Source organism: Sorangium sp. So ce375 (assembly GCF_051473855.1).
Lineage (GTDB): Bacteria > Myxococcota_A > Polyangia > Polyangiales > Polyangiaceae > Sorangium.
The window spans coordinates 4,223,288-4,243,819 of sequence record NZ_CP150335.1 but is presented as its reverse complement, the minus strand read 5'-3'; the positions used below and the strand labels follow the sequence as shown (position 1 = coordinate 4,243,819).

The following is a 20,532-nucleotide window of genomic DNA, read 5'->3' as shown; positions in this document are numbered from 1 at the left end:
TCGTACGCGGGATGGTCTTCCGGGCCGCCGCCGACACCAGCGCCGCCGGCGCCCGACCCCGCGCCCGCTCCGGATCCCGAATCCGCACCCGTGCTCGATTGCGAGCCCGCGCCCGACCCCGAGCCTGAGCTCGCGCTCGATTGCGAGCCCGCGCCGCCCGTTCCGCCCGTCGCCTCGGGGCCTCCCGCGCCGCCCTCAGACCCGGTTATCGAGTTGCCGTCGTCACCGGCGCACGCGCTGAGCGACAACGCGGACAGCGCCACGAGCGTGGCCAGACACCGTCGGGCTGTACGGATGTCGGTTGCAGATACCTTGTGCAGGCTGTTGAATTGCATGTCGCTCTCTCAGGCTCTCAGGCCGCTAGGCTCAGTCCGTCAGGCGCAACCCGCCTCACGTCGGGCAGGTATCCCAACTCTACCCACGGCACGCGAACTTCGTCAACGGAGTTAACGAAGGTTACTGTGCCTGTGTATTTATCAACCTTGGACGAGCACTCACATCCATATTGTGAGCGTTCACAATCATATTGTGAGCGCTCACGGTCAGGTTGTGCAGTGCGGGCGGCGCTTTCGACGTATGTAGATTCGGTGCCCAGGCGGCGGCTTCAGATATCGAGTCGACGGAGGCGACGTGCTGCGCCGGTGTCTCAGCGGACGTGGATGTCCGGCTTCGGCGGCGCGGCCATCCCCTCCCCGATATGGAAGCTCGGGTGAGGCGGCTGGTTGTAAGCGCCGTTTTGCCACGAGATGGCCACGCGGTACTGCGGATCGTGCATCAGGGTGTAAATCCGGTTCTTCGCGACCTTGTTCGTCGTGAAGATGCGGATCGAGTCCCCGCAGCGGAAGATCACCTCTTCACGCCAGTCGCCCAGGATGTCGGCGCTGAGCGTCGGCGTGCTCTTCGTGCCGTTGTTCGAGGTACACCCGGCGGCCGTGAAGCTCTCGCCCTCGCCGTCGTACTGGCGGACGCCGTTGCCGTCGAGCAGCTCCCGGCTCAGGTCCGCGTCCCACCAGATGAGGAAGTTGGACGATGAGGGGCGGTTGCCGGTGCCGTCGCCGTCCGAGCCGCGCAGCAGCTCGCTGTTGTTGACCCACGCCTCGCTGCCCGGGCTGCGCGGATCGACGTCCGCCGCCACGCCCCGGCCAGGGCCCTCTTCGCCGCCGTTGTTCGGGCCCTTCCAGAGGACCTCGCACGTGCGGGCGTCGCGCATGGCGTAGGCGGGCGACTCGCCGCCCTCGTACGGCTGGAACACCTCGAGGCCGGGGCGCGACGGGATGTGATCCGTGACGTGCAGCGCGTCGCCGTGAGCGTAGTAGTCCACCGCGCAGAGGCCCGTCCCGTCGTTGTCGAACGTGGCGCCGCCGTTGATGATCTCCTGCTGCGGATCGTCGTCCACGTTCGCGACGCTGATGGAGTGGCAGCCCTTGCCGCCGAACTTGCCGTTGTCGCGGCTCGAGCTGGAGTCGAACGTCCAGAGGTTCGAGAGCTCGCCGTCGCGGTAGTTCCAGGCCGAGAGCGTGGTGCGCGCGTAGTAGCCGCGCCCGAACACCGCGCTCGGGCGCCCCGTGTCGTCGAGGAACGCGATCGTGCCGACGAACCTGTCGACCCGGTTGCCGTAACACTCGTTGTTGCCCCAGCTGCACGGGTCGTCGCGCCCCACCTTGAACTCGGTCGTGGCGAGCTCCGCGCCCGTCTCGCCGGAGAACACGGTGAGGTACTCCGGGCCGGTGAGGATGTAGCCGTCGTTGTTGCGGTAATCCTTGGCGTCGTCGTCGCGTGCCGCCGGCCCCTTGCTCAGGTACTCGCCCCGCCCGTCGCGCGTCCCCGGCGCGGTCTTGACGACCACCTCCGCTTTGCCGTCGCCGTCGAGATCGTACACGAGGAACGGCGAGTAGTGCGCTCCGGCCCGGATGTTCACGCCGAGATCGATGCGCCAGAGCCGCTCGCCGTCGAGCGTGTAGGCGTCCAGATAGGTCTTGCCGGTGCGGCCGGCTTTCGAGTTGTCCTGGAGGTTCGACGGATCCCACTTGAGGATGATCTCGTATCGCCCATCGCCGTCCACGTCTCCCACGCTGCCATCGCCGCTCGAGTACGTGTAGCCGTCCCCCGCGGGCGGCGGCGTCGTCGGGATGGACAGGTATCCATCCTTCCACACGGCCGCAGGCTCCGAGGCGCCCTGCTCGCCTCCGCCGACGACCGGGCGCACGGTGTAGACCGAGCTCGGAGCGCCGCCGCGGTCCACGAGGTTCGTGGAGCCCGTGAGCGGCGCGTCGTTGACCTTGGTGCCGTCGCGGTAGACGTTGAACGCGATGTCGTCCGGATCGTAGCCGAACAGGCGAAAGCCCACGTAGATGCCGCCGTCCCCGGGAACGGCCACGACGCCGCGGTCGAGGTCCTCCATCTGCGCGAACCCCGTCGGCCCGCCCGCGCCTGCGCCGCCGCCCGCGCCGCCGCTGCCGCTGCCGCTGCCGGACGCGGCGCTGGTGCCCGCGCCGCCGCCGCCGCCGGACGCGGCGCTGGTGCTCGCGCCGCTGCCGCCGGACGTCGCGCCGGTGCCCCCGCCGCTGCCCGCCCCGGCGCCCTCCCCGCCTGTGCCGGCCGCGCCGGCTCCGGAATCACCGCTCGATCCGCACGCCAGGTGCGCGGCGGCGAGCGAAAAGCAGATCAAGAAAATAGGTCGTCTCATGCATACCTCGCGCGGCCCTCCTGGTCCGGTCGGCAGCTCGCCTCCCGGCCGTGAGCGGAGTGGTGGCCTCGTTTCTCACGTTGCTCACCAGGTTGTTCGAGCCGCGCGAAGTCGGTCACGTCAATCGTGCAGGCCGCACGATTTCTCGACAGACTAGAAATATGCCATCCCACGACACCCCGCCTGGGCCTCGCGAAGGCGACGAGGTCGACCGGCCCCGAGCGCCATCGGGCAGCAGCGACGCGCCGTCAGGCCGGCTCACCGCGAGAGTGCATGTGGCGGAGATCGGGATAGGGGCTGCTGCGGTGACGTCGCGAGGAGACGCGCACGGCGCGCCTAACGCACCGATCACGTTGGAATTCCGAGGAAATCAACAGGAGGGAAGAGCAACCGCAAGGGCGCGAGGGGCGCGAGGGGAAGGCAAGAAAATATCTCGTCTCTGGTCCCTTGCGCCCCTTGCGCCCTCGCGGTTGCTCTCTTTTCCGCATTCCTTGCCCTTGGAGCTTGCTCCCTGACAGTGCGGTTGGGCTCGCAACCCATTGAATTCGGGCAAGTTTCAACCTGTTCGGCGCGTCTAGCCCTGCCGGGCGACCGTAAGGACGCGGAACGTCTGGTCGGCGGCGGCGCCCGGCTTGCGCCGGGTCCCCCACCCCACCGCGGCGCGGTAGCTCCCGAGCAGACCGGACGCCGCGAGCCGGTCCTCGTCGACCGCGACCGGCCGCTCCGCGTCCGCGGCCACGTAGAGCGCGTCCACCGGGCAGTAGGCCTCGCACATGAAGCATGTCTGGCAATCGCCCTGCCGGGCGATGACCGGCGCGCCGCCCGGGACGCGGTCGAACACGTCGGTCGGGCAAACCTCGACGCAGAGATCGCACCCGATGCACCGGGCATCGCTGACGAGCTCGATCATGGCGCCTGCACCTCCGCGGCGACCGCGCCGATCGACGAGGGCGCGGGCGACTCGGGGCGCACCCACACCCGGTCGAGGCCGCCGGTGATAAGCCGCCGCTGCTGCGCCGGATCGAGCCCGGGATGATCCTTGTGCTTGTGCATCCCGCGCGTCTCGGTGCGCGCGCGCGCCGCGTTGAACATCCAGCGCGCCGTGGCCACCATGGCGGCGCTCTCCCGCGCCCGCACGGCCTCGCGCACCTCCGCCCCCGGCCCGGCCTGCCGCACGTCCCGCCACAGCCCATCGAGCCTGTCGAGCGACGCAGCGAGCCCCCGCGCGGTGCGGAACAGGTTCTTGTCGTACGGGAACACTTCCTCTTGGACCGACCGGATCACCCCCTCGGCGTCGAGCTGCCTCGTCCCGCCCGCCGCCGGGAGCGCGGCGCGGCCGGCCCCCTCCACCGAGCGCCGGCCGGCGCTCGGGCCGACGCTGCGCGCGAACAGGGCTGCTCCATCGCCGGCCCACTGCCCCGAGGAGATGGCCCACGCGGCGTTGTGGCTGCCGCCGCCGGTGAACCCGCCGCAGATGAGCTCTCGCGTGGCCGCGTCCCCGGCGGCGTAGAGCCCCGGCGCCGACGTGGCGCACCCGTGGCTCGTGATGCGGATCCCGCCCGTGCCGCGCACGGTGCCCTCGAGGCGCAGCGTGACGGGGAACCGCTGCCGGAACGGGTCGATGCCGGCGCGATCGAAGGGCAGGAAGAAGTTCGGCTGGGCCGTGCGCATCCACGCCTGGAGCGCCTCGTCTGCCTTGTCGAGCTGGGCGTACACGGGCTGCGTGAGGAGGGTCTCCGCGATCACGGACCGGCCGCGCTGCGAGCCGGCCCCCTCGATGACGCGGCCGTCCTCGTAATAGAACGTCGCCCAGTTGTAGAAGAGGGTCTTTGTTACCGACGCGAAGGCCGGGGCGATGGCATAGGCGTTCGAGAACTCCATCCCTGACATGTCGGCGCCCGCCTCGGCGGCCATCAGGCCGCCGTCGCCCGTGAGGACGTTGGTGCCGAGCGCCTTGCTCAGGAAGGCGCAGCCGCCGGTGGCGATGACGACGGCCCCGGCCCTCACGACCCACCTGTGGCCGAGCTGGCGGCAGATGCCGGCGGCGCCGGCGACCACGCCGCTCGAGTCGACGAGGAGCTCGAGCGCGGGGCTGTGGTCGAGGATGCGGACGCCCGCGAGCTTCACCCGCTTGCGCATGAGGCGCATGTACTCGGGCCCTTGCAGGCTGCGGCGGACGGGCTGCCCGCCGTCGTCGACCGGAAACGGATAACCCCAGGTCGCAAGGTCGTTCACGCTGGCCCACGTCTTGTCGAGCACGCGGTCCATCCAGCCCCGGTCGGCGAGGAAGCCGCCCAGGCCCTCTCGGCTGGCCTTGGCCGCCTCGCGCATCTCGGGGACCGGCGGCACGTACCACACGCCGACCCCGGACGGCGCCGTGGCGCCGCTGCTGCCGCAGTACCCCTTGTCCGCGAGCACGACGCGCGCGCCCTTCGCCGCCGCGGCGAGCGCCGCCCAGGTCCCGGCGGGCCCGCCACCCAAGACCAGGACGTCGGCCTCCAGCGCCAGCGTGTCGCTCCCGTCGAGGACACGTCCGACGTCGCCCTCAGGCTCAAGTACCTCGCTCATGATGGGACGGCTCCCTTGCTCAGACCAGCTGCCTTGTCGGCCGCTCTTATCGGCTTTGCGGCGTCACTGGTTCACTGGTTCACTCCTTCCACTGCAATTGCAGCCGACATGCCATGGCCTGTTTCCCCGCGTCGATACGGCGGGCGGCTCCCTGGTTGCTGGCAAGGCACCACGGGCTGCTGCCCGGGTGCTGCTCCGGGCGCACCCCCGCGCCCTCTCGCGCGCGCCTCGACGGCCCGGGCCCCGGCTATTGCAGCCGGAACCCCATCGCCTGAAGCGCCGCGCGCAGCTTGTCGCGCCCGCGCAGCGCCAGGGCCGACTCGACACGTGCGGCCGAGTGGCGGCTCCAGCTCCCCTGCACGCCCATGCGCTCCTTCGCGTAGAAGCGCTCCATGAGCTTGTCGTACGTGTCGAGGGCGCCCACACTCCGCTCGAACGCGCCGTACTGCTCGCGGTGCAGGACCACCTCCTGCGGGAGCCGCGGCTTGATGCTCGCCGGGGTCGCCGGGTCGGGCCAGCCCACGCACAGGCCGAACGTCGCGAACACCTGGGGCGGCAGGCCGAGCTCGGCCGCGACCGCTTCTGGGTGGTTCCGCAGCGCGCCGATGTAGACCGTGCCGAGGCCGAGCGACTCGGCCGCGACGAGCGCGTTCTGCGCGGCGAGCGCCGCGTCGACCACCGCCATGACGAACATCTCGAGGTAATCGAGCCCCTCGTGCCCCACGCCGCGGTGCTCCGCGAGCTCGCCGAGCCGCCGCAGATCGGCGAGCCAGACCAGGAACAGCCCGCACTCGCGCACGTGCGCCTGGCCGCCGGCGAGCTCCGAAAGGCGCCGCCGCCGCTCGGCGTCCTGCACCGCGAGCACGCTCCAGAGCTGCAGGTTCGAGGAGCTCGGCGCCGACTGCGCCGCGGCCACGAGCAGCTCGAGCGTGCCCTCCGGCAGCGGCCTCTGCGCATAACGCCGCACGGAGCGATGGCCGAGCAGCGCCTCGATCACCTCGTTCCACTGCGTGAAGCGGGGCGCTGACCCCTCGCTGCCGTACCGCTCGCCGAAAAACGCCAAGCTGCGATCACTCATCTGTCTGCTCCTTGCCATCCTCGCAATCGATCGTCTCTCGCAGCGCGGGGCGCGCTCCCCTGCCGCGATGCCAGGCCGTTCCTTGCGCGCCTCGGTGCCGCGAGCGCACGGCGCGACGATCCCGGGGAGCCGCGCCAGCCAGGCCAATATCCGTTATAACGGACACATCATCCGTCATAAAGAACAAAACCGATCTGCGCTACGGCGAGCGGAACGCTCGCAGCTCCACGGCGCGCGCCGGACCGCTTGCGGTGGGCCGATTGTGGCCCAACGCCGGGCTTATGAAGATTTCCGCCATCGCTCTAACCGGGCTCGGCCTCGCCGCGCTGACGATGGGGTGCAGCAAGGAGGAACGTGCGCTCGCCGAGGAGCAACCGGGACAGCCCGCGATGATGGAGCGGCGGTCCGTCGAGCCGCCCCTCGCGGCGAACGAGGTGCCTGTGCCTGGCGATCTGCCGGCGTTCGTCGTCACCGGGCCTCTCGGCGCGTGTCCACGGATTGTGTTCCTTCACGGCATGTGCGGGCACGGCCTTGGTTACGTGCAGGCGTTCGCGAGGGCGGCGCGGGAGCACGGCGGGGTGCTCGGGCTTCAGGGCAACGTGCCCTGCGGCGCCGACGGGGTGTTCAGCAAGTACTCGCCCGACGCCGAGGAGCAGGACGGCCGCATCCGGAGCGCGCTCTCGGCGTGCGGCGGCGAGGCGGAGGACCTCGTGGTCATCGGCTACTCTCAGGGGGCCTACATCGCGGAGCGGCTCGCGGAGCGGTGGCCGGATCGGCACTCGCGGCTTGTGCTGATCGGCGCCCCGACGACGCCGTCGGCCGCGCGCCTCCGGAACATCCGGGGAGCGGTGTTGCTCAGCGGCGAGCACGACGCCACGTACCGGATGAAGGACGGCGCGAGCGGCCTCATCGCTGCGAAGATACCGGCGGTCTACCGGGAGATGCCGGGCGCGCGCCACGGGGAGCTGCCGGACGCCGAGCGGGTGATGGACGAGGCGCTCGACTGGCTCGACGCGAGCGCGCGGCCCCGCCCTGAACCGAGGTGACGGGCGAGCCGCTGCTCGATAGCCGCCGGGGCGGCGAGCGTCGCGCCTGCCCGGGACGGCGTCCGGCCCGCGCACGTCGCGTAAGAAAAGAGAGCGGCCTTGTCAGACGCCGACGCCACTCGGCGTACGAAGGGATAAGGGCAAACAGCGAGATCCGGACCGCACCCGCGGGCCCCGGTCGGCAGGATGCGCGCATGGGGCGCGCACCGCGCGGCCGGGGGCAGGAGCTCCTCCGATGCCCTCGAGGCGTCGCTCCGGCGGGCGCCTCGTTGCCGCGCACCTGCGCTCCCAAGGAGTATCGCATGAAGATGAACTGGAATCTGCTCGTCCTCGCGGCTGCACACGCTGTCCTCGGTTGCAGCGCGGGAGGCGAACCCGTCGCGGATGTCGCTCTCGAGGGAAGCCGTGAGGCGCCTGCGTCCGCGCTGCGCCACGGGATCGCCCACTACACGGCCCGAGGCGGCGAGGGCACCGTCGAGCTCACGCTCCTCTCGGACCGGGGAGAGGCGCTCGGGACGCTGTCCGCGGTCAAGGACGTCGAGAAGGAGTCGCTCGAGATCGCGCTCGCCCTGTCCGGGCACCACCTCACGGTCTCCCGGTCGAAGCGCGAGGGGGCGATCACGCTGAACGGCCGCGCGGCGTCGTTCGACGAGGCGAGGCCGGAGCTGGAGACGGCGCGTGAGCTCCTCGTCGCGGAGGGCTTCCTCCCTGAGCTGGACGCGCCGGCCGGTCAAGAGGACGACGGCGCGCCGGCGCTCCAGAGCCTGGCGTCGGCTCCAGCGCAGGAGCGCGGTGCGTGCGCCAACCCGCTGCGGTCGGGTTGCTACAGGTCGTCCAACCAGGCATGGGCTTGCGCCCAGGCGGTGCCGGGGAGCTGCCTCACCGGTTATTGCTACGAATCGTGCAGCTGCCAGGACGACACGCAATGGTACGAGTGGCCGTGGACGGCGTACGTCTGCTGCTCGTACGAGCGCTGCAATTGAACACTGAACGTCGATTGAACGTCGATTGACGTTCAATCGATATCACCGCGGCGCTCGCGCAACTGTCCGCTCCGACAGCTCCGCCGGCTTCCTCGCGCTGACCTTGACGTTCAGGAGAGGCGCCCGCGGGGCATGGCGCCGCGTCACCCCGGACGCGCCGCCTCGACCGCCTGGCACCTCTCGACGTCCTCCCAGAACGTCGGGTACGTCTTCGCGACGCAGGCCGGATCCTCGATGGTGATCCCTGGCCGGCACAGCCCCAGGATCGCGAAGCTCATCGCCATGCGGTGGTCGCTGTAGCTGCGCACGAGCGCGGGCGTCAGCGGCCGAGGCTCGACGCGGAGCCAGTCGTCGCCGTGGGTCACCTCCTGCCCCAGGCGGCGGAGCTCCGCGACCGTGGCGGCGAGGCGGTCCGTCTCCTTGATCCGGATGTTCGCCACGTTCCGGATCGTCGTCGGCCCCTCGAGGAGCGGGGCGATCGCCGCCAGCGTCATCACCGTGTCGGAGATGTGGTGCATGTCGACGTCGATGCCGCGCAGGCGCCCGTCGCTGCGCACGGTGGTGGCCCCCGCCTGCCGGCTCACGCGCGCGCCGGCCTGCTCCAGGAGCTCGACGAAGCGGTAGTCGCCCTGCAGCGCCCCGTCGGCGAGGCCGGGCACGGTGACGGCGCCGCCCGCGGCCGCGGCGAGCGCGAACGGATAGCTCGCGGACGACGCGTCGGGCTCGATCGGGTACGCCCGCGGGCTGTACGCCGCGGCGGGATGGACCGTGAACCCGCCCTCGGCCTCGTCGATGCGGCCGCCGAAATCCGCGACCATGCGCCGGGTGATCTCGACGTAGGGGCGGCTCACCAGCTCGCCGGCCACGCGCAGGTCGATGGCCCCCTCGGCGAAGGGGCCGGCCATCATCACGGCCGAGAAGTACTGGCTGGAGCGATCGCCGCGCATCGTCAGCGTGCCGCCCTTCAGCCGGCCGCCCCGGATCCGGAGCGGCGGGCACCCGGTCGCGCACTCCACGTCCACCCCGAGCTGCCTCAGGCCGTCGACCAGATCGGCGATCGGCCGCTTGGCCATGTGCTCGTCTCCGACCAGCACCACCTCGCCCGGCACGAGGCACGCGAGCGCCGCCAGGAACCTCACCGTGGTGCCGCTGTTCCCGACGAACAGCTCGCGCCCCGGCGCGCGCAGCCGGCGCCGCCCTCCCTTCACCACCAGCGTGTGCGGCCCCGCGTCCTCGATCCCGATCCCCAGCGCTTCCAGTGCGGACCGCATGTGCCGCGTGTCGTCGCTGTGGAGCACCCCCTCCAGCGTGCTCTCGCCGTCGGCGAGCGCCGCCAGCACGAGCGCGCGGTTCGTGATGCTCTTCGAGCCAGGGACACGCCAGATCAGATCAGGCGGCGAGGACAGCGGGACGATCGGCAGGGGACCGGCAGGGATCATGAGGGCGGCGGACTATAGCGGGCCGCATCTTCGTGCGCCACGGGCTCAGCCGCGTCGATTGGCTCGCGGCGCCGCCGCGCCTCACTGCGGCGCGTACGCCTTGAACTCGCCGCTGACGTGCAGCAGCGACATGAAGTACAGCATGCCGTCGTAGTAGCGGTACTGCCCGCTCGGGGGATCGAGGTCCCAGAGCGCCTGGACGAAATCGGCGGACCGCGGATCCGTGGCCGCGAGGCTGGCGACCGCGTTCGTCGCGACGAGCCCCGAGGAGTGGTCGGCGCTCAGCTCCTCGCCATCGAGGCTGAACTGGTTCCCGTACTCCGGCCCTTGCCCCTCGAAGAACGCCTGAATCTTGTCGCTGAGCTCCTGCTGCCGCTCGTCCTTCGCCCACCACGCCCAGTCGACGGACCAGTTCATCGCGGTGCGCCACGCGTCGAAGCGGAAGTCCACGGACTCGGGCTTCCAGGACGCCGCCTTGGGCGTGCCGTCGAAATTCGCGTAATCGGGCGTGAGCCCCGTCTGCGGGTGGGCCGCGAGGTGGAAATAGCCGCGGCTCACCTCGGCCGCCTCGCTCCAGAAGGCGCGGTCGGCCTCCGGACCGTACTTGGCCCAGATCTCGTAGAAGGCGGGCAGGTGATACGACGGATCTGTGTGATCCCCGTTGGTCCCGAAGTTCCCCGTGTCCGGCGTGAAGCGGATCTGGTGGTTCTCGGTGTTGAAGAGCGTCGACCCGGTCGTCGTGCGCGTCTCCCCGTTTCCGAAGGACTCCCCGGTGACGTCCGGCCGGTTCTTCATCAGGTCGAGCAGGCGATCCGCTTCCGCGCGGTAATCGTAGATGCCCTCACCGTTGCCCCAGCGCCCCGACGCGAAATAGAGCGCCGTCGCGAAGTACTCCTCGCCGTCCGGCGCCGGCATCTCGTCCAGCGGGGTGCCGTCGAAATTCATTTGCCACGAGAAATACCCGTACGCCGGGTGCACCTCGTCGGCGTGGAACATGTATGTCTTCGCCCAGTTCCAGAGCGCGTTGAACTGCGCCTGATGGTCTGTCTGGACGGCGATCATCATGCCGTAGCTCATGCCCTCCGAGCGCACGTCCTCGTTCGCGATGTCGCGGATCTGCGCGAGAGGGCCGTTGTCGTTGGCGTCCTGCTCGAAATAGAGCGACTCCTCGGCCGGATCGCCCTTGAAGAGATGGTCCCAGGCGGCCGCGATCTTGGCGTTCACCTCGTCCTGCGTGCGCCCGCTCTCGACGAAGAGGTTGCGGTACACCCCCGTATCGACAGCCCCGTTCCCGCCGGGCGTCGACGCGCCGCCTCCGCCGTCGCCACCACCGCTCCCGCCCCCGCCGTCGGCAGAGCCGCCGGTCCCTGCCCCGCCCGTGCCGGACGACACGCTCCCTGCGCCGCCGGAGCCACCCTCGTCATCCCCGCACGCGACGGCCGCCAAGAGCAGCCCCACCGAGAGAAACCGCAGCGAATTCCGATTCATAAGATGGACCTCCACCAGACGGAGCCCAGGATGATCCCCGTGGATCGGGCACCGATCAGGCCGCCACGCCGCGCATGACACGCAAGGGTCCGACGCCAGCGACAGCGCCGCGGCTTGGTTGCGAACACCCCAGCTCAGGACGAACGCGGTATGGCCGTAATGCTCAACACCGCACACGCGAGAGCGCCCGGGGCGCCATGCGATGAACAGTGACTATGGAATAATGGAGGCGCCCTGTAAAGCCAATTCAAACCCCGCTCTCCTCACCCCAGTCGCCGACCGCCGCCCATGACATGGTCTCGGTCGACCGCGCCAGCCCGAACCGCCCGGCCTGATCCAGCGCGATGATGCCCCCTGTCATGTCGAGGCGCTCCGCCAGGTGCGCGATGATCGCCCTCGCCGCGTCGGCGGCGCCGATGCCCGCGCGCATCCGCTCCACGGCCGAGTGCGCCACGGCGAGCCGGATCATCCCCTCGCCGTGGCCGGTCGTCGACACGGCGCCGGCCTCGTCGTCGGCGTACGTCCCGGCCCCGATGAGGGGCGAGTCCCCCACCCGCCCGACCCGCTTGTTCACCGTGCCGCCCGTGCTCGTCGCCGCGGCGGTGAGCCCGCTCTCGTCGATTGCCACGGCGCCGACCGTGTTGCCCGCCCACGAGGTCGCGCGGATGCCCTGCTGGGCCGCGGCGAGCGCCTCCCGGGCGGCGTCCGTGATGAGCGCGGCCTCGCCCACGGGCGAGAACCCCTTCAGCCGCGCGAACCGCGCGGCGCCGTGCGCGGCGTACAGCACGTGCCGGCCGTCCTCCAGGGCGGCGCGCGCGATCGCGATCGGCTCGGCGAAATCCGAGAGCGCGCAGACCGCGCCGGCCCGCAGCCCGCGGCCCTCCATGATCGACGCGTCGAGCTCGATGTGGCCCTCCTCGTTGAGGACCGCGCCCGTGCCCGCGTTGAAGAGCGGATCGTCCTCGAGGACGCGCACCGCGCGCTCGACCGCGTCGAGCGCGCTCCCTCCCTCGGAGAGCACGCGCGCTCCCTCGCGCGCCGCCCGGAGACACCCCGCCGCATGGAGCGGCCGCCGCTCCGGAGCGACGTTGCCCGCGCCGCCGTGGACCACGACGGAGCGCCTCCCGCCGCGCCCGCCCAGAGAATGGATGACGTACTTCACGATCGCGGCACCCTACCCTGGCGCGCGCCCGGAGGTCCACGCCGACCCGACGCTCACTCGGGCGGCAGGCTGCGCCGCTTGGCCTTGAGCTCGTAGGCCATCCCGCACGGCAGCGCCGCGAAGACCGGCGCGACGCTGAGCTCTCCGGCGACGAGGTCCCCGCACCGCGACCCTGCCGTGGGCACGAACTCGTACGACAGCCTCGCCTTGAACCCCGCGACGTCGTCCCCTTCGCCGCCGAGCTCCCCGAGCGCCCGGTCGCGTCGCTCGACGGAGCACGGCGGCCCCGGCGGGGCGTCGCCGGCGCGCATGTCCACCACCAAGCGCCCGTCGATCGAGAAGCTCACGAGGTCCTCGTCGATGACGCCTTCGATCACGCTGGCGCCGTTGTCCCAGTACAGGGCGCCGTCGCCGCGCGCGAGCTCGACGTCGAACTCCCACAGGCGCAGCGCGCCGAGCGCCCCCTCTCCGCACGTGTTCGCCGTCTGCGTCCCGACCACGTGGAACGCGCCGAGCGCGGTCCCCAGCTCCGGCGCCTCCCGATCCCCGAAGACGTCGGCGCACGCCGGGAGCAATGGCAACGCCGGCAGCAGCGCGAGCAACAGCATCCGCATCGCCCCCGCGTACCAGACGGGCGCTGCGCAGGACAAAAAAGCGCTCGCAGGCAATGGAAATAAAAACGGGCCGGGTGCTTTGCTCGCACCCGACCCGTCCCGTGGGCCTCTACCGGAGGCCTTCTGGACCCCGCTTGATCCCGCCTGTGCGGCGCCTCCCCTGCCCCATCACGACGATCATTGCACCCCGGAGCACCGGTGAGAATCGTTGCCGGAAGACCTGAGTCTCCCACGATTCCCTCTCTGCCGGCCTCGCGGAGGTCGCGATGGCAATCAACAGGTTGTTGGGCGCCGGACCTGGCCGAGCGCGGACGCGTCTTGCAAGGCCCTGATGACCCTGCCTCCACGCTCCACGAGGGTCAGCTGTTCCCAGCCTCCGGTATAGAAGAGCCACTGGTACTGTGCATGGTGTCCATCCCTCCTCCGGCGCGCCGGCACCCTGCGCCGGATCGAAAGAGATCGTCCGGCATGGCAAGGGTGTTCGATTGCGGATCAGCGGAGAGCCCGCCGATCTGGTGTCGACCCCAGCACCGTGGTGCTCCACGGCAGGACCATCCTGGAGCTGATGCTCCGTCCGAGGCCGAGGACCAGCGTATCACTGCTGTTCAGGCGAGCAAGGGGCTCACGCACCGAAACATCGAAAGCGATTCTCTTCCAGTCCATCCATGTCTTGTGCACCCACGCCCCACACACGCCACGGCGTCTGTTTTGTGCGCATGCCTGGCTGCGCGCGCGCGCGCACAGCCAGGCCATGCGTCGCTCGACGCGGCCAGGCGGGCGTCGCGTCACTCGCAGCGGCCAGGCAGGCGAGGCGCACGGCGCCTCGGCAAGACAGGGCGCTGCGCGCTTCGGCGATGGCGACGTGCCGGACGCAAGCGCGCGGTCACCGGATCACGTCCGACGGAACGCCGGCGAGGACGGTCGCGCGGCGGGCCTATTCCCCTTGACCTCCGCTGCTGGCGCCGTCGCCCGAGGCGGGCCGCGCGCCCGTCAGACGTGCGCGAACCAGCTCGCCTCTTCGCCCTCCGGCAGCGCCGTGGCGAGGACCGCGAGCATCGCTTCGATCTCTTCCTTCGTGTGGACGCCGCTGCGCAGGATGGCCGCCGGGCCGTCGCCCCCGGGCACCACGACCGACTCCACGGCGAGCGCGGTGTTGACCCCGTAGCCGTAGGACGCCAGCGTCACGACCGCGGTGGCTTCCCGGTCGTCGAGCAGCCTGCGGATCGTCATCGTGCGCCGCACCCGCTCGCTGTCCTCGGCCCACGACGCGAGCCACGCGCGCGCCGCCTCGTCGAGGCCGACGAGCACGAGCTGCGCAGGAGGCATCGCGTCAGGATCGGCCGCGGCTACCGCGGCGCGGTGGAAGCCCCGCACCTCGCGGCACCAGAGCGGCGGCGCGCCGTCAACCCGGACGAGAAAACCGTAGGGGCCACGGGCCCCCTCTCGCTCCGAGCCCCCCGGAGAAGCGGAAGAGAAACTGTCGTTCGACACGAGGGGAGACGATACACGAGCTCTGCTCGGCGGAGGAAGCCCGCTCAATTGCGCAGCACGTCGAGCCGACATGGCTCCGCCCAGGTCACATGCGGCACCTGGGTACGCTCGGCGATGTCCATGGTGCCCACAACGAGAGCGCCACACTCCCGGGATTTCGGCTAAGGTGGCCCCGCCTCCCCCTGTGGAGCCCGTCCGGGACGGGGTGCGCCCTGCACCTACGGCGTTGCCCCGGCCGACGGACTCCAGCCCGCAGCGGCGGGTCAGGGCGGCGGCAGCCGCGCTCGCCGCCGGGCGCGCTGCCGCAGCGGGCCGAAGCAGAGGCCCGCCGGCGCATCCCGCTTCACTTCGATCCCGATCCCGAACCGCAGGCAATGAAGCTCACGTCACAACAAGTCATCGAGATCGTCACCGCGCTCTGCGCCTACTTCGGCGCCGCGTACGCGGTCAACTCGTTCGCCCCGGCGCGGTACCGCCTGATCGCGCGGTACGGCGCGGTCGTCGCGGGCGTCGCGCTCTTCTTCTATGGCCTGGACCGGTACATCGACGAGCACGCCCGCGCCGTCGACATGGCGAAGGTGCTGATCGCGATGGGCGCCGCGCTCTGCGTCTTCTACGAGACGCACCGCGAGGGGATGCGCCGGCCGATCGCGGAGCGCTGGAAGCGGTTCGCCGGCGTGGCGCTCGGGGTCGCCGCCATCATTGCGTACTTCAACGGCTTCCGCTTCGGCTATCCCAAGTATTACCACCGTTGGGATCAGTTCCATTATTACATGGGCGCCAAGTACTTCCCCGAGATGGGGTACGACGGCCTCTACAAGTGCGCGCTGATCGCGCAGGACGAGCTCGGGCTCGTCACGTACACGAACGAGGACACGGGGCGGCCGGTCAAGCTGGACATGTCGAAAGAGGTCCGCCACCCGGATAAGAAGATCCGGAACCTCGGCGGCGACAACCTCCTCATGCCGGCGAGCGAGGTGCTCGGCAAGCCCGAGATCTGCAAGGCGCACTTCTCCCCGGAGCGCTGGGATTTGTTCAAGGCGGACGTGCAGTTCTTCCGGACGGCCTCGGACAAGGGCTACTGGGAGGACATGCAGAAAGACCACGGCTACAACCCGCCGCCGGTCTGGACGATCATGGGCAAGTTCTGGGCGGAGCTCCAGCCGGCCAGCACCCGCTACCTCCAGTTCCTCGCCAGCTTCGATATTTTCTATCTGCTCGGGATGTTCGCCGCCCTCTACTGGGCCTTCGGGTGGAGGGTCTTCGCCGTCGCGGCGATCTTCTGGGGCTGCCAGTCGTCGGCGCCGTTCTACTGGACGGGCGGCGCGTTCCTCCGGCAGGACTGGCTCTTCTACCTTGTCCTCTCCGCCTGCCTGATCCGGAAGCGCTACTTCAAGCTCGCGGGCGCGAGCATGGTCTACGCGGGCCTCCTGCGCATCTTCCCGGGCCTGCCGGTGATCGGCTGGCTCACCGTCGCCGGGATTCACCTCGTCCGCCACAAACGCATGGCGAGGTCGCACGTGCAGGTGCTGATCGGCGGTGTCCTCGCGGCCGCCGTGCTCGTCCCGGTGAGCATGAAGGTCTCCGGCACGGACTCGTACCGCCAGTTCTACGAGCACACGCTCAAGGTGCACGATCAGACGCCACTGACGAACCACATGGGCCTCCGCGTGCTCATCAGCCATGAGCCCGGCACGGGCGTCGAGTCCGGCCGCATGAAGTACACGAAGGACACGAAGCTCGTCGATCCGTTCGAGGTCTGGAAGCGGATGCGCAACGAGCGCTACGCGAAATACCGCTGGATCGCCTACGGCGTCATCGCCGTGACCCTGGCGGGCTTCGTCTACGTGTGCCGGCGGGTCCGCTCGCTGTGGGTGGCCCAGTGCCTCGCCCAGATCTTCGTCATCCTGCTCTCGCAGCTCACCTGTTATTACTATTCATTCATGATCCTGAGCGCGCCGCTCACCCGGGTGAAACGCCAGATCGAGGTGCCCCTGTTCGGCCTGGCAGCGCTCAGCCAGTTCATCTGGATCACGTTCAACTACAACGACGACAAGTACACGGTGCTCACCGCGGTCTCACTCGCCTTCTGCTATTACCTGCTCTGGATCTTCTCGGGTAAGACGATGCCGTGGGCGCGGCAGCCCGAGCCGGCGAGCGAGGAGGGCGGAAAGCCGACGGCCCAGCAGGCCTGAGGCGCTCGCCCCCGCGCTGGGCCACCACGGCAGCGCCTCCCATGCCTGGAAGCGAACGATGACAGAAGTAGAGCGAGAGCATCCTGAGGAGCGAGACGACCTCCACGGGGACAACGCCCGTCCCAGCGATCCCGGTGCGGCGGCCGACCGGGGGACGCCGCCGCCGCCGCGCGGCGACGAGCGGGCGGTCCACGCCTTCCGGAAGGTCCCGCGGACGGGCGTCATCTACGTGACGACCGAGGCCGCGCGCCTGGGGTTCAAGCCAGGAGCTGAAGAGGGGCCGGACGGCTGGTGCAACCTCGGGCAGGGCCAGCCGGAGACGGGCCAGCTCCCGGGCTCGCCCGCGCGCTGCGCCGCGGTGCCGATCGCCGGAGACGACCAGGAGTATGCGCCGGTGGCCGGCCTCTGGGAGCTGCGCGAGGCGATCGCCTCGCTCTACAACCGCGCGTACCGGCGGGGCATGCCGTCGCGCTACACGGCCGAGAACGTCGCGGTGTCGGGCGGCGGCCGCATCGCCCTCACCCGCGCCGCGGCGGCGCTCGGGCAGATCAACCTCGGCCACTTCCTGCCCGATTACACCGCGTACGAGGAGCTGCTCGACGTCTTCCGGCTGTTCTCGCCGATCCCGATCCTGCTCGAGGGCGAGCGGGGCTACTCGTTCTCTGTCGGCGACCTGCGCCGCGAGATCCTGGGCCGCGGCCTGAGCGCGATCCTCGCCTCGAACCCCTGCAACCCGACCGGGAAGCACGTGCGCGGCGAGGAGCTCGCCGCCTGGGTCCGAACCGCGAAGGAGCTCGACTGCGCGCTCTTGCTCGACGAGTTCTACTCGCACTACGTCTACGGGATGGGCGGCGTCGCCCCGATGGAGAGCGCGGCGCGCTACGTCGAGGAGGTCGACCGCGATCCGGTCGTGATCTTCGACGGCCTGACGAAGAACTGGCGCTACCCCGGCTGGCGCGTCACCTGGACGCTCGGGCCGCGCGAGGTCATCGAGGCGGTGGCGAGCGCGGGCAGCTTCCTCGACGGCGGCGGCTCCAAGCCGATGCAGCGCGCCGCGGCAGAGCTGCTCACGATCGAGCACACCCGCGCCGAGACGACGGCCATCCACCGGACGTTCTCGCGCAAACGCGAGCTCATGATCGACGGGCTGCGCAGGATCGGCGTCACCATCGACGCGGAGCCCGAGGGCACGTTCTACGTCTGGGGCTCGGTCGCGGACCTGCCGCCGGGGCTCTCCGACGGCCACGGCTTCTTCCGGGCGGCCCTCGGGGAGCGGATCATCGTCGTGCCGGGGGAATTCTTCGACGTCAACCCGGGCAAGCGCCGGGCGGGGCGGCCGTCGCGGTTCCGTCACCACGTCCGCTTCTCGTTCGGCCCGAGCGAGGACGTCCTCGTCCGGGCGCTCGGGCGGCTCGAGCGCATGGTAGGCGAGCGTCGCCGGGCCTGACACCGGCGGCGCCCCGCAGGAGAGCAGGAAGACGGGGCCGAGCGCCAGGTCTTGTCGCGCTGCACGTCTTCCGACATGGTGGGGGAGCGCGTGGCCAAAGATCCGTGGAGTGATTGGAACGACGACGACCCCGGTAACTTCCAGCCGGGCGATACGATCGGCCCCTACGAGCTGCTGTTCCCTGCAGCCGTGGGCGGCATGGCCGCCGTGTGGGCCGCGCGGCTCAGGCGGCCCAACGGCTCCGTCCAGATCGTCGCCGTCAAGCTGCTGTCGGACGCGATGCGCGGCGATGACGACGCGCGGGCGATGTTCCTCGACGAGGCGTGCACGGCGTCGCGGATCCTCCACCCGAACGTTGTGCACATCCTCGCGTACGGCGAGGTCCGCGATCGACCTTACCTCGCGATGGAGTGGATCGACGGCGCCCCGATCGCGAAGATCTTCTCGAACCAGAAGGCGAAGCGCGCGCTCCTGCCGCTCGGCTGGGTGCTCCACGTGATGATCGCCGCGTGCGCCGGGCTGCACGCGGCGCACGAGGTCCGCGACGACACGGGGGAGCTCCTCAACCTGATCCACCGCGACGTCACGCCGGAGAACGTGATGGTGACGTTCGACGGCATGGTCAAGGTCGTCGACTTCGGCGTCGCGAAGACGCGGGCCCGCGCGCAGACGAGCCGCGTCGGCGCGATCAAGGGCAAGACGGGGTATTTCTCGCCCGAGCAGGTCATGGGCGGGACGCTCGATCGCCGCAGCGATCTGTTCTCGATGGGCGTGCTGCTCTACCTCCTCGTGACGGGCCACACGCCGTTCCGCGGCAAGGGCCCGCTGGAGGCGATGCAGCAGATCGCCAACCGCAACCCGCAGCCGCCGCGCGAGATCATGCCCGAGGTCCACCCGGAGCTCGATCGCATCATCATGCGGGCGCTCGCCAAGAACCCGAACGAGCGGTACCAGACGGCCGCAGAGCTGCGCCGCGATCTCGAGCAGGTGAGCGCCGCGGTCCGCGAGAGCTACACCGACAAGCAGGTGGGCCAGCTCGTGCGCGATCTGCTCCCCGGGGTCGCGGAGGCGCGCAAGGAGCGGATCGATCAGGCGATCGACGAGCTCGATCGGATCCTCGCCGAGCGCGCCCACCCCCAGAAGCCGCAGGCCTCGCGCCCCGAGGACGCGACCGAGGTGATGCTCCGGCGCATCTCGATGCTGCCGATCCTGCAGGACGGGCCGGAGGCGACGGAGGGCGGGGGCGCGGCCGACGCGGCGCCGCCCTCGTCCCCGGCAGGGCCCGCGAGCTCGCGCATGTCGGGGCCGGCCAGCTCGCGCATGTCGGGGCCGGCCAGCTCGCGCATGTCGGGGCCCGCGAGCTCGCGCATGCCGGGGCCGACGAGCCCGCGCCGCGCGGCCCAGGATCCGATGCGCAAGTCGAATCCGGACGCGACGCGCAAGTCGACCCCGGATGCGACCCGCAAGTCGAATCCGGACGCGGCGACCTCGCCGCTCGAGTTCCCGGCAGGGCTCCAGCCCCTGGCCATGGGCCCGCCGCCGCTGCACGCGGGTCGTCCAGCGGCGCACGCGGGGCCGGCGGCGTACGTCGATCCGGTGGCGCACGCGAGCGGCCCCACGAGCGCGGTCGCGTCGGTGCCCGAGCGCCGCGCGCCGCAGGGTCCTTCGAGAGGGTCCATCGTCCGCGTGGCGCTGCTCGCGCTCGTCGTCCTGGCCCTGGCCGCGGCCGCTGCGTTCGTGCGGATCGAGCGTTCCGGCCGCCCGCCGTCCGGCGGTGCGGTGCTGCCCTCCGCGAGCCCCAGCGCGCCCCTGCCGACCGTGGACGCGCCCGACGCTGCCGCCGACGCCGCGGCAACGCGGGACACGGCCGCGACCGCCGCGACGACCGCGAGCGACGCCGTCGCCGACGCCGCGCCCCCGGCCGACGCGGCCGCCGCGGAGCTGGTCGCCGACGCCGGCGCCCCGGCCGACGCAGCCGCCGATGCTGCGGCCTCCGCCGACGCGGCCGCCCCTCTCGCCAGCGGGCAGCCAGCGTACGTCCCCGGCGCCGCGCCCGCGCCGGGGACACCGTACCCGGGCTCCTCGGTCACCCCTGCGCCGCGCGTCCCAGGGCCCTTGCCCACGCCGACCGTCACCGGGTGGCCTCCGCCACGGCCCTCGCTCCAGCCTGCGCTCCCGTCGACCGCACCCGCCCCGACGCCGCCGCGCGTGCCCGTTCCCGCTCCGGCTCCGTCGCGGCCGCGCCCCGCTGCGCCGCCCCTCGACCTGGCGCCGCGGTAGCGCCGTCGGACGCGGCAGGGCCGCTTCCCGGCAGCCCGCACGGCCATCACATCGC

14 protein-coding genes are annotated in these 20,532 nt (G+C 71.1%); 5 read left to right on the top strand and 9 right to left on the bottom strand.

Annotated features, from left to right (window positions below; genetic code table 11):
• Positions 1-646 precede the first annotated feature (646 nt).
• The 4 genes from WME90_RS15825 to WME90_RS15810 all read right to left on the bottom strand — a co-directional run bounded on the left by WME90_RS15825 (position 647) and on the right by WME90_RS15810 (position 6,332).
• Positions 647-2,686, bottom strand: a complete 2,040-nt coding sequence (locus WME90_RS15825) for a rhamnogalacturonan lyase (protein ID WP_437281951.1) — start codon at positions 2,684-2,686, stop codon at positions 647-649.
• 574 nt (positions 2,687-3,260) lie between these two features.
• Positions 3,261-3,596, bottom strand: a complete 336-nt coding sequence (locus WME90_RS15820; RefSeq protein ID WP_437281950.1) for a 4Fe-4S binding protein — start codon at positions 3,594-3,596, stop codon at positions 3,261-3,263.
• Positions 3,593-5,254, bottom strand: a complete 1,662-nt coding sequence (locus WME90_RS15815; protein WP_437281949.1) for an FAD-dependent oxidoreductase — start codon at positions 5,252-5,254, stop codon at positions 3,593-3,595. The genes WME90_RS15820 and WME90_RS15815 overlap by 4 nt, the downstream gene beginning before the upstream one ends.
• Before the next feature lie 247 nt (positions 5,255-5,501).
• Entirely contained in the window at positions 5,502-6,332 is an 831-nt protein-coding gene (locus tag WME90_RS15810; protein WP_437281948.1) for an NADPH-dependent oxidoreductase, read from the bottom strand.
• A gap of 332 nt (positions 6,333-6,664) precedes the next feature.
• Between WME90_RS15810 and WME90_RS15805 the strand changes: the two genes are divergently transcribed.
• Entirely contained in the window at positions 6,665-7,378 is a 714-nt protein-coding gene (locus tag WME90_RS15805) for an alpha/beta hydrolase (RefSeq protein WP_437281947.1), read from the top strand.
• Between the two features lie 302 nt (positions 7,379-7,680).
• Positions 7,681-8,361 (top strand): hypothetical protein, encoded by a 681-nt coding sequence (locus tag WME90_RS15800; protein ID WP_437281946.1) that lies wholly within the window; start codon positions 7,681-7,683, stop codon positions 8,359-8,361.
• Positions 8,362-8,504: 143 nt separating this feature from the next.
• Here WME90_RS15800 and aroA read toward each other — a convergent pair whose 3' ends face one another.
• From aroA to WME90_RS15775, 5 genes are all read right to left on the bottom strand, one after another.
• Entirely contained in the window at positions 8,505-9,800 is a 1,296-nt protein-coding gene (gene aroA / locus WME90_RS15795; protein WP_437281945.1) for a 3-phosphoshikimate 1-carboxyvinyltransferase, read from the bottom strand.
• Positions 9,801-9,881: 81 nt separating this feature from the next.
• Entirely contained in the window at positions 9,882-11,288 is a 1,407-nt protein-coding gene (locus tag WME90_RS15790; protein ID WP_437281944.1) for a glycosyl hydrolase family 8, read from the bottom strand.
• A 247-nt stretch (positions 11,289-11,535) separates the two neighbouring features.
• On the bottom strand, positions 11,536-12,450 hold the full coding sequence (locus tag WME90_RS15785; RefSeq protein ID WP_437281943.1) for an isoaspartyl peptidase/L-asparaginase: 915 nt from the start codon (positions 12,448-12,450) through the stop codon (positions 11,536-11,538).
• A gap of 53 nt (positions 12,451-12,503) precedes the next feature.
• Positions 12,504-13,064: a hypothetical protein gene (locus tag WME90_RS15780; RefSeq protein WP_437281942.1), complete on the bottom strand. Its 561-nt coding sequence runs from the start codon at positions 13,062-13,064 to the stop codon at positions 12,504-12,506.
• Between the two features lie 990 nt (positions 13,065-14,054).
• On the bottom strand, positions 14,055-14,390 hold the full coding sequence (locus WME90_RS15775; protein WP_437281941.1) for a hypothetical protein: 336 nt from the start codon (positions 14,388-14,390) through the stop codon (positions 14,055-14,057).
• Positions 14,391-14,929: 539 nt separating this feature from the next.
• Here WME90_RS15775 and WME90_RS15770 point away from each other — a divergent pair.
• The 3 genes from WME90_RS15770 (at position 14,930) to WME90_RS15760 (ending at position 20,477) form a co-directional block, all read left to right on the top strand.
• Positions 14,930-16,750: a hypothetical protein gene (locus WME90_RS15770; protein WP_437281940.1), complete on the top strand. Its 1,821-nt coding sequence runs from the start codon at positions 14,930-14,932 to the stop codon at positions 16,748-16,750.
• Positions 16,751-16,808: 58 nt separating this feature from the next.
• Positions 16,809-18,197 (top strand): pyridoxal phosphate-dependent aminotransferase, encoded by a 1,389-nt coding sequence (locus tag WME90_RS15765; protein WP_437281939.1) that lies wholly within the window; start codon positions 16,809-16,811, stop codon positions 18,195-18,197.
• Positions 18,198-18,287: 90 nt separating this feature from the next.
• Positions 18,288-20,477 carry a protein kinase domain-containing protein gene (locus WME90_RS15760; protein WP_437281938.1) on the top strand — a complete coding sequence of 730 codons (2,190 nt, stop codon included), beginning with the start codon at positions 18,288-18,290 and terminating at the stop codon, positions 20,475-20,477.
• Positions 20,478-20,532 lie beyond the last annotated feature (55 nt).

Bases quoted from the DNA above. Each gene is read 5' to 3' on its own strand.
- WME90_RS15825 (WP_437281951.1), bottom strand. From the start codon at position 2,686: ATGAGACGACCTATTTTCTTGATCTGCTTTTCGCTCGCCGCCGCGCAC.
- WME90_RS15820 (WP_437281950.1), bottom strand. From the start codon at position 3,596: ATGATCGAGCTCGTCAGCGATGCCCGGTGCATCGGGTGCGATCTCTGC.
- WME90_RS15815 (WP_437281949.1), bottom strand. From the start codon at position 5,254: ATGAGCGAGGTACTTGAGCCTGAGGGCGACGTCGGACGTGTCCTCGAC.
- WME90_RS15810 (WP_437281948.1), bottom strand. From the start codon at position 6,332: ATGAGTGATCGCAGCTTGGCGTTTTTCGGCGAGCGGTACGGCAGCGAG.
- WME90_RS15805 (WP_437281947.1), top strand. From the start codon at position 6,665: ATGGGGTGCAGCAAGGAGGAACGTGCGCTCGCCGAGGAGCAACCGGGA.
- WME90_RS15800 (WP_437281946.1), top strand. From the start codon at position 7,681: ATGAAGATGAACTGGAATCTGCTCGTCCTCGCGGCTGCACACGCTGTC.
- aroA (WP_437281945.1), bottom strand. From the start codon at position 9,800: ATGATCCCTGCCGGTCCCCTGCCGATCGTCCCGCTGTCCTCGCCGCCT.
- WME90_RS15790 (WP_437281944.1), bottom strand. From the start codon at position 11,288: ATGAATCGGAATTCGCTGCGGTTTCTCTCGGTGGGGCTGCTCTTGGCG.
- WME90_RS15780 (WP_437281942.1), bottom strand. From the start codon at position 13,064: ATGCGGATGCTGTTGCTCGCGCTGCTGCCGGCGTTGCCATTGCTCCCG.
- WME90_RS15775 (WP_437281941.1), bottom strand. From the start codon at position 14,390: ATGCCTCCTGCGCAGCTCGTGCTCGTCGGCCTCGACGAGGCGGCGCGC.
- WME90_RS15770 (WP_437281940.1), top strand. From the start codon at position 14,930: ATGAAGCTCACGTCACAACAAGTCATCGAGATCGTCACCGCGCTCTGC.
- WME90_RS15765 (WP_437281939.1), top strand. From the start codon at position 16,809: ATGACAGAAGTAGAGCGAGAGCATCCTGAGGAGCGAGACGACCTCCAC.